Source organism: Flavobacterium sp. (assembly GCF_027483985.1).
In the GTDB taxonomy this organism is placed as follows: Bacteria; Bacteroidota; Bacteroidia; order Flavobacteriales; family Flavobacteriaceae; genus Flavobacterium.
The window spans coordinates 1-11,386 of sequence record NZ_JAIXTJ010000003.1 but is presented as its reverse complement, the minus strand read 5'-3'; the positions used below and the strand labels follow the sequence as shown (position 1 = coordinate 11,386).

Here is an 11,386-nt window from a genome sequence, read left to right as displayed (position 1 = left end):
GCAAAAGGAATCAACAAAAACAGAATTACAGGTAAAGGATATGGAGAATCTCAGCTAGTAAACGATTGTGGATGTGAACCAACAAATCAATCAAACTGCTCAGAAGAACAACACCAAGCTAACAGAAGATCAGAATTTATAATTACGAAATTGTAATTCTTAGCATAAGTATACAAACAAAAAAACCACCAATCGGTGGTTTTTTTTATTTCTATTATTGAGCATTAATCTTCAGTTCCTTCTCCAGCTTTTCTATATATAAAGTTGCCATAGATGTGACGCTTTGCAAACCTATTAGGAGATTCAGCATTTACCATTTTCACATAAACATTTTTCGGAACACCAATATATTCGTAAGATACACCGTTAACGTGGGTTACAAATAAGGTTTGTTTTTCTAAATAAAAATCAAGAATATTATGATTATTAATCGTTTCTTGATATTCAGGAAGATTTTTTTCAACTGTTTCATTAGAGATACTTACCAAAAAATGATAAGCGTTAATAATGTTTTTGCTTCTCTCTTCAGCTGCAAGTTTACCTTCTTCATCATTCACAAATTTATCAGGATGATTATCCTTCATACTGTTTCTGTAAATGGTTTTTAATTCTTTTAAAGTTACATTTTTATCAACTTCTAATAACTTTCTGTACTCAATAACTCTTTTCATAAACTTAATTTCTATTAAATAATAAAAGCCACTCATTTCTGAATGGCTTCTCTTAGTAGCGGGAACAGGACTCGAACCTGTGACCTTCGGGTTATGAGCCCGACGAGCTGCCTACTGCTCTATCCCGCGATGTTTCGAGTGCAAATATACAACGAATAATGACACTTGCAACAAAAAAATTAAAAAAATCTTTTATTTCTACTATTCGCTTGATATGACTACCTTTGCAGCAAATAAAATAATTTAAAATGTCGCATAAAGCCGGTTTTGTAAACATAATAGGAAATCCAAACGTGGGAAAATCAACTCTAATGAATGCTTTTGTTGGAGAACGTTTGTCAATAATCACCTCTAAAGCACAAACAACTCGTCATAGAATTCTCGGAATTGTGAATGGTGATGATTTTCAAGTAATTCTTTCAGATACTCCTGGAATTATTAAACCCGCTTATGAAATGCAAAAATCAATGATGGATTTTGTAAAGTCTGCTTTTGAAGATGCCGATGTTTTAATTTATATGGTAGAGATTGGCGAGAAAGAACTTAAGGACGAAGCTTTTTTCAATAAAATTATTCACGCTAAAATTCCGGTTTTACTTTTATTAAATAAAATAGATAAATCAGACCAAACACAACTAGAAGAACAAATCGAACTTTGGAAAGAAAAAGTTCCAAATGCAGAAATCTATCCAATATCAGCTTTAGAGAATTTTAATGTGAAAGAGGTCTTCGCTCGAATTTTAGAATTACTTCCTGAATCGCCTGCGTATTATCCAAAAGATGCTTTAACGGATAAACCAGAAAGATTCTTCGTAAATGAAACTATTCGTGAAAAAATCTTATTGAATTACGATAAAGAGATTCCATATGCAGTCGAAATCGAAACCGAAGAATTTCTAGAAGATGAAAAAATCATAAGAATTCGTTCTGTAATTATGGTGGAACGCGATACTCAAAAAGGAATCATCATTGGTCACAAAGGTGCCGCCTTAAAAAAAGTAGGGATGCAATCGCGTCAAGATTTAGAAAAATTCTTTGGCAAACAAATTCATATCGAAATGTTTGTTAAAGTCAATAAAGATTGGAGAAGTAACCAATTTCAATTAAGAAGATTTGGTTACAACCAAAAGTAGTACCTTTGCAAAAAATATAAAAGGATGTTACTACAAATAACGTTCTTAACAAACTAGATAGATACTAAATAATTCTATCAATTAATGTTCTATAATCTATAATTACAAATGAATAACATTGTTGCGATAGTAGGAAGACCTAATGTAGGGAAATCAACCCTGTTCAATAGGCTGATACAAAGAAGAGAAGCTATTGTAGATTCTGTTTCGGGAGTTACTCGAGATAGAAACTACGGTAAAAGCGAATGGAACGGAAAAGAGTTTTCCGTTATTGATACTGGCGGATATATCCGCGGTAGTGACGACGTTTTTGAAGGAGAAATTCGAAAACAAGTTGAACTAGCTATCGATGAAGCCGATGTGATCATTTTTGTAGTAGATGTAGAAGAAGGAATAACTCCAATGGATGAAACGGTTGCCAAACTTCTTCGTAAGGTTACAAAACCAGTTTTGCTAGCAGTCAATAAAGTAGATAATTCAATGCGCGAAAAAGACGCTATCGAATTTTATAACTTAGGACTTGGAGAATATTTCACATTCGCCAGTATTTCTGGAAGTGGTACAGGTGATTTATTAGATGCATTAATTGATGCTTTTCCAGTTAAACCTGAACCTACCAAAGAAGAAGTAGCATTACCACGTTTTTGCGTAGTAGGTCGTCCAAACGCAGGAAAGTCTAGTTTTATAAATGCCTTAATTGGCGAAGACCGTTATATAGTTACCGATATTGCAGGTACAACGCGTGACGCAATTGATACTAAATTTGACCGATTCGGATTCGAATTCAACTTGGTTGATACTGCTGGAATTCGAAGAAAAACTAAGGTTAAAGAAGATTTAGAATTCTATTCAGTAATGCGTTCTGTTCGTGCAATCGAACATTCCGATGTTTGTATTCTTATTATTGATGCCACTCGCGGTTTCGAAGGTCAAGATCAATCCATCTTTTGGTTAGCAGAAAAAAACAGAAAAGGTGTGGTGATTCTAGTTAATAAATGGGATTTAGTAGAAAAAGATACGATGTCAACACGTGATTATGAAAATAAAATCCGTGAACAATTAATGCCATTCGTAGATGTGCCAATTCTATTTGTATCCGCTTTAACTAAACAACGTTTATTAAAAGCTTTAGAAGAAACTGTAAAAGTATACGAAAACAGAAGCCAACGAATTTCAACATCCAAATTCAACGACCACATGTTGAAGATTATTGAAAATCATCCGCCACCAGCATTGAAAGGTAAATATGTAAAAATCAAATATTGCATGCAATTGCCAACACCAACACCTCAGTTTGTGTTTTTTGCCAATTTGCCACAATACGTAAAAGAAGCTTACAAACGTTTCCTTGAAAACAAAATTCGTGAGAAATGGGATTTTTCAGGAGTTCCAATAGATATTTACATTAGAGAAAAATAAATTATTTAAGCTTAAAAAAGTAAGGAGCGAATGGCTTGGGTTTTATCAATAATGGCAATTCCTGCTGCCTTTCCAAAGCTCGCTAAAGAAGCGAGGCTTTTCCCTTACATCAGGGCTAGATAGTTTTCCATTTTAATAGAAGTTCAAAATTTTAAACAATATTCTAGTAAATAGAATAGTTCAATTTCAAAGAAGGTTATACTTTTTAAAGTTAAAACTTTTTGTAAACCTAGCTTTGTAAATGATTTAGAATAAACTTTGTGACTTAGCGCCTTCGTGGCTAATAAAAATAAAAATGTTAGAAAAAAACATACAAATTGCCGTCGATAAAGGAGAAATGCTTCCACTAATGGAAGAATTTTATACCATTCAAGGCGAAGGATTTCATACCGGTACTGCAGCTTACTTCATCAGAATTGGAGGTTGCGATGTAGGTTGTCACTGGTGCGATGTTAAAGAAAGCTGGAATGCTGAACTTCATCCGCCAACAGCAACCGATCTCATAGTGCAAAATGCTAAAAAATATGCCGATACGGTAGTTATTACAGGTGGCGAACCTCTAACTTGGGACATGTCATTGTTGACCCAAAAGTTAAAAAATCAAGCATTAAAAGTTCATATTGAAACTTCTGGATGTTATCCTGTTTCTGGAACCTGGGATTGGTTTTGTCTTTCACCTAAAAAAAATAAACTTCCAGTAGATGATGCTTATGCCATTGCGCACGAACTAAAAGTAATCATTTATAACAAGCACGATTTTATTTTTGCAGAAGAACAAGCCGAAAAAGTAAATCCAAGTGCGATTCTTTTTCTACAGCCTGAATGGAGCAAGAAAGAAGAAATGACACCACTTATTGTGGAATATGTAATGAATAATCCTAAATGGAGAGTTTCTTTGCAAACCCACAAATATTTAAACATTCCGTAAGATGAAAAAAATCGCATTTTTATTGTTTTTTATGGTCACGCTTTCTGGGTTTTCTCAAATTCAAGGTGAAGACGAGGTATATTTGAGTGGCGATAGAATCGAACCTACTTTCAATGGTGGTGGTCTAGAACTCTTCTACGATTATATAAATAAAAATTTCGATTTTTCTAAAGTTACTAAAGCTGGAAGAATGATAACGGCTTTTACAATCAACGAAAATGGTGAAATAAAAAACATTAAAGTAGTACAGTTTGTTGATATTGAATCTGCAACAGAGATTGTAAGAGTACTAAAATCTTGTCCTAAATGGGAACCAGCCAAACGAGGCGGAAAAACTATAAGTGTAGAAATAAAATTTCCATTAGAATTTAAAATGAAGAAAAAGAAAAGCAATAATTGATGTGGTTAAACGCAATTGGTTTTTCAAACTATAATTTTTTCTTGTTTTTTTGTAACTTATAGGTGGGTTTTATTACTAATGATTTTGTAGTAGAATTATTAAAAATAATTTTGGCATACTAATTGAAAATAATATATTTATAAAAAATTTAAAACCACAAACAAAATGAAAAAAGTTATTTTAACATTTGCAGTTTTAGCTATAACACAAGTTGGATTGGCTCAAGCTAAAAAAGCGGCTCCTAAAGCTGAAGCGGCAGTTGCAACAACTTCAATTACTTCTGATGAAGCTTTTAAGAAAGATGTAATGAAAGTAATTGAAAGAGGAGAAACAGGTACTCAAATGGATGCTGTAAAAAAACAAATCATTGGGATGATTCCTGAAGATAAGCAAGCAGCGTTTTTAGTAGAGTTTGATGCTATCATTGCTAAGGTTTATGATGGAACAGCTAAAATTTTTATGGAAGAATATACTAGAGAAGACGTAAAAGCAATTTTAGCATTTTATGATAGTCCAGTAGGAAAGAAAATGGCGGAAAAAGCACCAGTAATTATGACTAAATCTCAAGAGTCAATGATGTCTCTTCAAGGTGAAGTTCAAGAATTGATGGGTAAATACATGCAATAATATTCTATCGAACATTATATTTAATCCCAAGCAATTTTTTGTTTGGGATTTTTTATTCTCTAATTTTAAAAAATAAAAAAAACTTTATGAAATCACAGTTTCTTTTAGATAACACTATTACTTTTTTAAATCACGGCTCCTTTGGCGCTAGCCCTAAACCAATATTTACAGAATATCAACGTCTTCAATTGGAATTAGAATCTGATCCAGTAAATTTTATTCAAAAGAAATTGCCTGTTTACCTAAAAGAAGCCAAAAAGCCTTTTGCAGATTTTATAGGTTGCGCTGCCGAAGATTTCTTTTTTACTCCTAATCCAACTTTTGCGATAAATACGGTAATGCGCAGTTTGAATTTGCAACCAGGAGATGAAATTTTGGCAACCAATCACGAATATGGCGCTATGGATAGAACTTGGAATTTCTACTGTAAAAAGTCAGGTGCCAAATATATTCGTCAAGAAATTTCACTACCAATTCTTTCCAAAGAACAAATTATTGAAGAGTTCTGGAAAGGTTATTCTTCAAATACAAAAGTGATTTTCTTGAATCATATTTCAAGTTCATCAGCATTAATTTTTCCGGTTAAAGAAATTTGTGATAAAGCAAAGCAACTCGGGTTAATCACGATTGTTGACGGTGCACACGTTCCAGGTCATATTGAGTTAAATATTAAAGAATTAAATCCCGATTTTTATACCGGTACGCTACATAAATGGATGTTGGCTCCAAAAGGAAGTTCGTTTCTATATGTAAAAAAAGAATTTCAAGCCGATATCGATCCGTTGGTTGTAAGTTGGGGTTATGAAAGTTTAGCTCCAAGCGAAAGTCGATTTCTTGACTACCACGAATATCAAGGTACCAACGATCATTCTACCTATTTATCTACTCCTAAAGTTATTCAATTTTTAGAAGAAAACAATTGGAAAGAAAAATCTAAGGTGTGCCGGAAAATGGTTTTAGATAATTACCAACGTTTTTGCGATTTGGTGAGAACAAAACCAATCTGTCCCATAACAGAAGAATTCCTTGGTCAAATGGCAAGTATTCCTATTAGAACCGAAAAACCTATGGAGCTAAAAGATTTGCTATATTCAAAATATAAAATTCAAATTCCGATTATGCCTTTGAACGGAGCTTTTTATATGAGATATTCTATTAATGTTTACAACACTCAAGAAGATTTAGAGGTTTTGTATAGAGCGATTGCTGATATAATGGAAACTACTGATTTGATAATGTAATTTTTGCATCAAGTTAATTTCAGTATTATACGTGATTAGAAAACTTCTTTTACAATGGGTAATTGGGAAAAACTTCTAATACAGGCGAGCTAAATAATCAAAATGTGTACCTTCTTTGATTAATTCGCACTGAAAACCATTGGCTATAGCAGCATTTTGAAGGGTATTGTAATCAAGATACAACCACGGAAAAGCTTCTTCAACTTGGTTTTTGTATGTAATTGTAAAAGTTAGTTCACCATAATAATTATCGGCAGGAACAAGAAATGAACCATCTTCGTTTTCATCATACATATATATAATGTCGGAAGAATCAATTAGAATTTGTCCATTTATGGCTAGTAAACTTTTTAATTTTTGAAGATAGCTGGAGGTTTGTGCAAGGGTTTGAAATATTCCTGTGCCATTCATCAATAATAAAATAGTGTCAAATGTATCGTTTTTTACATCCAAAACATTTTGAACACTAGCTTTTTGCAAGCCGCGAAGTCGACAAGTTTCAATAGCATTTTCAGAAATATCGATAGAAGTTACGTCAAAACCTTTTTCTTGTAGATATAAACTATGGCTGCCGGCGCCACAACCTACGTCAAGAATCCTTCCTTTTGAAAGTTGTAATGCTTTTTTTTCCAGATTGGGCATTTCGTTAAAAGCACGAAAAAGGTAGGCAACATCCATTTCGTCAGATTCAGAAATGTTGGTTTCAGTTATAATGGCTTCAGGAGCGTTATCAGTTTGAAAATCTAAAATGGCTTTGCCGAATAAATCTTTCATAAAAAGTTTAAAAATTTAAAGGTTTAAGAGTTTAAAAGTTGCTTAAATTTGCAACAGAAATTAGATAAGATGTTAAAACCACAACTAAACGAACTCGGAAAACTTGCCAAAGATAAGCATAACGAAAACAAAAAGTATTTCGATAAGCTTAAAAAGAAAGCACCAAAGAATTTAGATTATGTAATGCAAGACCTGCACGATGCTGAATTTAAAAAAACCGACTGTTTAGATTGTGCTAATTGCTGTAAAACTACTGGACCACTTTTCACCTCGGCCGATATTGAGCGTATTTCAAAATATTTTAAGCAAAAACCACAGCAATTTATCGATCAATATTTGCGAATCGATGAAGATAATGATTATGTTTTGCAAAGCGTGCCGTGTACTTTTTTAGAATCCGACAATAAATGTTTTATTTATGATGTTCGTCCAAAGGCTTGCAGAGAGTTTCCGCACACCGATAGAAAGAAATTTCAACAGATAGCCGATTTGACCTTGAAGAATGTAGCCATCTGTCCAGCAGCGTTTAACATTGTCGAAAAAATGAAAGAGAAAATAGTTTTGTAACTTTTTTTTTATTAATTTAGTTTTATAAAACTTAGTTAATTATGAAAAGAATAGTATTGTTTTTTGTTCTGTGTTCACAATTTATTAATGCAACAGAAGCTTCTTCACTTGAGGAGGCAAAAAAGTTGGCACTAGCTACTAATAAAATCATTGTTGTTGATTTTTGGGCAACTTGGTGTGGTCCGTGTAAAAAAATGGATAGGGATACTTGGAGTGATGAAAGTGTAAAAGCAGCATTAGACAACTTTGTCTTTGTGAAAATTGATATCGATAGAGATAAGGAAATAGCTAATAAGTATAATGTATCTGCAATTCCTAATGTTTTTTTTCTTGATGGCAACGGCGCTACTTTAAATAATTCGTTAGGATACAAAACTTCTGCTGAAATACTAAAGGATTTGGACAAGTTTGCGATATCGACAGAAATGATAGCTATTGAAATGATAAATCAATACAAGTCACCAAGTTATTACAATTCTTTAAAACTACTTTACAAATATTATAATTTTTCATTGTATACTGACAATGATCTTAAAAGTGATTTACTAAGAGTTTGTGACTATTATATAGATAATTCTAAAACCTATCTTTCAAAAAGTGACAAATCGTATGCTGTCAAAAAACAAAAATTAGACTTAATTAAGTTATTTGATTTAGCTTACAGATTTAATTTTGATAAACTAGAAAAGAAACTTGCTGAAATTAAGTCAACAGATATCGATCAATCCAACCAGTATGATTATTGGTTTTTAAAATATGTAGCCGTTAAAGGAACAGGTGCTGATGTAAAAGAAGTTGAAGAATATCTAAACAATAATGAGTTACAAAATATTATTGCTGACTCTAATACATTATTAACTTTTTATGAAAAAACTAAAAAGTAACAACTACTTATAAATCAAATATTTTTTTCTCATTTCCTTAAAATCTTGCAATCCTTTTTCCCAAGATTTTCTTATTTCTACTTCCGAAACGCCATCAATTATTTGTTGTTGTAGCTTTTTAGTTCCGGCCAGTTTCGTAAAGAAATCATTAAAGAATTTAGTTTTGTCGGTCGTAGTGTTAAAAGCTTTAATCAGCCATTTTAATTCTAATTTAGTAACTTTCGGAATCGAAGTTAAATTTTCACCGTAGCATAATTGATTTTTATACACGGGTTCTTTTGCGCCAAAGTTAGGAACAGGAGTAAAGTTAAAGTCGCTTTTAGGTAAAAAAGGTGAGCCATAAATTTGAAATTGTGCCTCAGTACCTCTTCCGACACTTACATTTGTGCCTTCAAACAAACACAAACTTGCATATAAGTTGATAGATTGATCATTTGGCAAATTAGGCGATGGTTTTACAGGCAAGCTGTAAGGCATTTCGCGAGTATAGTTTACACAAGGAATAACTACTAAGTTGCATTGTACTTGGTTTTTCAGCCATTTTTCGCCATTAATCATCTGAGCATATTCTCCAATTGTCATTCCGTGTAGCAACGGAATAGGGTGCATTCCCACAAAACTCGAATGTTCCTTTTCAAGAATCGGACCATCCACAATAGTTCCGTTCGGATTAGGTCTGTCTAAAACAAGTAACTTTATATTGTTTTCAGCACAAGCCTCCATAATGTAATGTAAAGATGATATATAGGTATAAAATCTTGCACCAACATCTTGTAAATCGAAAATCATTATATCTATTCCCTGTAATTGCTCAGGTTTTGGTTTTTTATTATTACCATATAAGGATATAATAGGTAGACCTGTCTTTGTGTCTTTACCATCAACTAAGTGTTCTCCGGCATCAGCTGTTCCTCTAAAGCCATGTTCAGGAGCAAATATTTTTTTAAGATTTACATTATTCTCTAATAAAAAATCTACCAAACTTTTGTTTGTTGTACTTATAGTTGTGTTTTGTGGAAGTGAAGTCGCGTCAGTTTTCAAAGAAGAAACCACGCCTGTTTGGTTCGTTATTACTCCAATGCTCTTGTCTTTTATTAAAGGTAGATATTGTATATAGTTATCGGCTCCTGTTTTTATACTTACACTTACGGTTTTATTTATTGTTTGTTCCTCTTGTGTTTTTTGTGTTGTTTGGTTATATCTTCTTGGTAGTATGCCACACGAGGAAGAAATAAACAAAAAAACTAAACCTAATAATATTGTGTTAATAATGTATTTCATAAACTTTTATATATTAAACTTTGCTACTTTATATATATTTGCAACAAACAGACAACTTTTGAACCTAGAACATTTTATAGCTAAACGACTAATTACTACTAAAGAGTATAAAAGTAGTATATCTGCACCAATAATAAAAATTGCAATTGCAGCCATAGCACTTGGAATTATTATGATGATAGTTTCGATTGCCACTGGAACTGGTTTGCAACAAAAAATACGCCAAAAGGTTTCCGCATTCAATGGTCACATAATTATATCAAACTTTAATGGCAATGAATCTGATGGAAGTGATGAACCGGTTTCCATCAATCAAACATTTTATCCAAAGTTTAAATCCGTAAAAGGAATAAATCACATTCAGGCTGTAGCAACAAAACTTGGAATTATCAGAACAGAAAATGAATTTGAAGGGATTACATATAAAGGAGTAGGGAAAGATTATAATTGGAGTTTCTTAAAAGAGTACTTGGTTGAAGGTAGGATTCCAAATTTGAGTTCCAATTTAAACCAAGAGATTTTGATTTCCGAATATCTTGCAAATAGGTTAAGTCTTAAATTAGGAAGTAGTTTTAATACTTTCTTTTTAAATGGAAAGGAGAACAAATTACCTAAAAGTCGTCGTTTTAAAATTGTAGGTATTTATAATTCTGGTTTTCAGGAATTCGACGCTGCTTATATAATTGGAGATATTCGCCACATTCAGAAGTTAAATAACTGGAATGTCAATCAAGCTGGTTCTTTCGAGGTTTTTGTAGATGATTTCAATAAAATAAATGAGCGAGGCGAACAAGTATATAAAGAAATACCGTCAACATTGAACGCCCAAACTATAGTTGAAAAATATTACTATATTTTTGATTGGTTGAAACTATTCGATTTTAATATAATAATAATTCTGATAGTGATGATAATCGTCTCAACTATTAATATGGTGGTGGCCCTATTGGTTATTATTTTAGAACGCTCTCAAATGATAGGTATATTAAAATCATTAGGTGCAAATAACTGGACTATTAGAAAAATATTCTTGTATAATTCGTTTTATCTAATAACAAGAGGTCTTTTATGGGGTAATACCATAGGTATAGGATTATTGTTGCTCCAAAAGAATTTAGAAATAGTAAAGTTAAATCCAGAAAGTTATTATGTTAACACAGCGCCAGTAGACATAAATATAGGATACATTATTTTATTAAATCTTGGAACTGTAATTATATGTCTACTTGTTTTATTAATTCCCTCCTATATAATAACGAAGATTTCACCCGCTAAAACAATCAGATTCGATTAATTTATTAATCTGTATAGTTATTTTATGACGGTTCAGGACGGGTCATAGTGTATGGATAGTGTATGGATACTCCATAGATACTTCATAGATGATGTATGGTTGTGGTACCTTTGTATTGTATAAAAGAGTTAGAATATAAAAAGAGAGTAGATTAATAAACAACTCTT

Annotated in this window: 13 protein-coding genes and 1 tRNA gene; 10 read left to right on the top strand and 4 right to left on the bottom strand. The window is 32.2% G+C overall.

From position 1 onward, the window contains the following. A partial coding sequence (locus tag Q0050_RS15290) for an OmpA family protein (protein ID WP_367277130.1) occupies positions 1-156 on the top strand: 156 nt, incomplete at its 5' end. A gap of 68 nt (positions 157-224) precedes the next feature. Here Q0050_RS15290 and Q0050_RS00175 read toward each other — a convergent pair. Next, positions 225-671, bottom strand: coding sequence for a KTSC domain-containing protein (locus Q0050_RS00175; protein WP_298391492.1), 447 nt, complete (start codon positions 669-671; stop codon positions 225-227). A 56-nt stretch (positions 672-727) separates the two neighbouring features. Continuing rightward, positions 728-800: transfer RNA gene (locus Q0050_RS00170), tRNA-Met, on the bottom strand. Between the two features lie 119 nt (positions 801-919). Here Q0050_RS00170 and era point away from each other — a divergent pair. The 6 genes from era (at position 920) to Q0050_RS00140 (ending at position 6,419) form a co-directional block, all read left to right on the top strand. Continuing rightward, the gene (gene era / locus Q0050_RS00165; protein ID WP_298391490.1) at positions 920-1,804 is read left to right on the top strand and encodes a GTPase Era; all 885 of its coding nucleotides are present in this window, start codon (positions 920-922) and stop codon (positions 1,802-1,804) included. 108 nt (positions 1,805-1,912) lie between these two features. Further along, the gene (gene der, locus Q0050_RS00160; protein WP_298391488.1) at positions 1,913-3,223 is read left to right on the top strand and encodes a ribosome biogenesis GTPase Der; all 1,311 of its coding nucleotides are present in this window, start codon (positions 1,913-1,915) and stop codon (positions 3,221-3,223) included. A 295-nt stretch (positions 3,224-3,518) separates the two neighbouring features. Further along, entirely contained in the window at positions 3,519-4,151 is a 633-nt protein-coding gene (locus Q0050_RS00155) for a 7-carboxy-7-deazaguanine synthase QueE (RefSeq protein ID WP_298391486.1), read from the top strand. A gap of 1 nt (position 4,152) precedes the next feature. Then, positions 4,153-4,551, top strand: coding sequence for an energy transducer TonB (locus tag Q0050_RS00150; RefSeq protein ID WP_298391484.1), 399 nt, complete (start codon positions 4,153-4,155; stop codon positions 4,549-4,551). A gap of 165 nt (positions 4,552-4,716) precedes the next feature. Next, positions 4,717-5,178 carry a DUF2059 domain-containing protein gene (locus Q0050_RS00145; RefSeq protein WP_298391482.1) on the top strand — a complete coding sequence of 154 codons (462 nt, stop codon included), beginning with the start codon at positions 4,717-4,719 and terminating at the stop codon, positions 5,176-5,178. 86 nt (positions 5,179-5,264) lie between these two features. Next, the gene (locus tag Q0050_RS00140; protein WP_298391481.1) at positions 5,265-6,419 is read left to right on the top strand and encodes an aminotransferase class V-fold PLP-dependent enzyme; all 1,155 of its coding nucleotides are present in this window, start codon (positions 5,265-5,267) and stop codon (positions 6,417-6,419) included. 75 nt (positions 6,420-6,494) lie between these two features. On the opposite strand, the gene Q0050_RS00135 is transcribed toward Q0050_RS00140, so the two are convergent. Continuing rightward, positions 6,495-7,193, bottom strand: a complete 699-nt coding sequence (locus Q0050_RS00135) for a bifunctional 2-polyprenyl-6-hydroxyphenol methylase/3-demethylubiquinol 3-O-methyltransferase UbiG (protein ID WP_298391479.1) — start codon at positions 7,191-7,193, stop codon at positions 6,495-6,497. A gap of 69 nt (positions 7,194-7,262) precedes the next feature. Here Q0050_RS00135 and Q0050_RS00130 point away from each other — a divergent pair, with 69 nt between their 5' ends. Together Q0050_RS00130 and Q0050_RS00125 are read left to right on the top strand one after the other, a co-directional pair. Beyond that, positions 7,263-7,760 carry a YkgJ family cysteine cluster protein gene (locus tag Q0050_RS00130; RefSeq protein ID WP_298391477.1) on the top strand — a complete coding sequence of 166 codons (498 nt, stop codon included), beginning with the start codon at positions 7,263-7,265 and terminating at the stop codon, positions 7,758-7,760. 41 nt (positions 7,761-7,801) lie between these two features. Beyond that, positions 7,802-8,644: a thioredoxin domain-containing protein gene (locus Q0050_RS00125; RefSeq protein ID WP_298391475.1), complete on the top strand. Its 843-nt coding sequence runs from the start codon at positions 7,802-7,804 to the stop codon at positions 8,642-8,644. A 3-nt stretch (positions 8,645-8,647) separates the two neighbouring features. On the opposite strand, the gene Q0050_RS00120 is transcribed toward Q0050_RS00125, so the two are convergent. Further along, on the bottom strand, positions 8,648-9,925 hold the full coding sequence (locus Q0050_RS00120) for a DUF1343 domain-containing protein (protein ID WP_298391473.1): 1,278 nt from the start codon (positions 9,923-9,925) through the stop codon (positions 8,648-8,650). A 58-nt stretch (positions 9,926-9,983) separates the two neighbouring features. On the opposite strand from Q0050_RS00120, the gene Q0050_RS00115 reads away from it, so the two are divergent. After that, entirely contained in the window at positions 9,984-11,219 is a 1,236-nt protein-coding gene (locus tag Q0050_RS00115) for an FtsX-like permease family protein (protein WP_298391471.1), read from the top strand. Positions 11,220-11,386 lie beyond the last annotated feature (167 nt).

Excerpts from the sequence above, each read along its gene's own strand:
- Q0050_RS00175 (WP_298391492.1), bottom strand. The coding sequence starts at position 671 with ATGAAAAGAGTTATTGAGTACAGAAAGTTATTAGAAGTTGATAAAAAT.
- era (WP_298391490.1), top strand. The coding sequence starts at position 920 with ATGTCGCATAAAGCCGGTTTTGTAAACATAATAGGAAATCCAAACGTG.
- der (WP_298391488.1), top strand. The coding sequence starts at position 1,913 with ATGAATAACATTGTTGCGATAGTAGGAAGACCTAATGTAGGGAAATCA.
- Q0050_RS00155 (WP_298391486.1), top strand. The coding sequence starts at position 3,519 with ATGTTAGAAAAAAACATACAAATTGCCGTCGATAAAGGAGAAATGCTT.
- Q0050_RS00150 (WP_298391484.1), top strand. The coding sequence starts at position 4,153 with ATGAAAAAAATCGCATTTTTATTGTTTTTTATGGTCACGCTTTCTGGG.
- Q0050_RS00145 (WP_298391482.1), top strand. The coding sequence starts at position 4,717 with ATGAAAAAAGTTATTTTAACATTTGCAGTTTTAGCTATAACACAAGTT.
- Q0050_RS00140 (WP_298391481.1), top strand. The coding sequence starts at position 5,265 with ATGAAATCACAGTTTCTTTTAGATAACACTATTACTTTTTTAAATCAC.
- Q0050_RS00135 (WP_298391479.1), bottom strand. The coding sequence starts at position 7,193 with ATGAAAGATTTATTCGGCAAAGCCATTTTAGATTTTCAAACTGATAAC.
- Q0050_RS00130 (WP_298391477.1), top strand. The coding sequence starts at position 7,263 with ATGTTAAAACCACAACTAAACGAACTCGGAAAACTTGCCAAAGATAAG.
- Q0050_RS00125 (WP_298391475.1), top strand. The coding sequence starts at position 7,802 with ATGAAAAGAATAGTATTGTTTTTTGTTCTGTGTTCACAATTTATTAAT.
- Q0050_RS00120 (WP_298391473.1), bottom strand. The coding sequence starts at position 9,925 with ATGAAATACATTATTAACACAATATTATTAGGTTTAGTTTTTTTGTTT.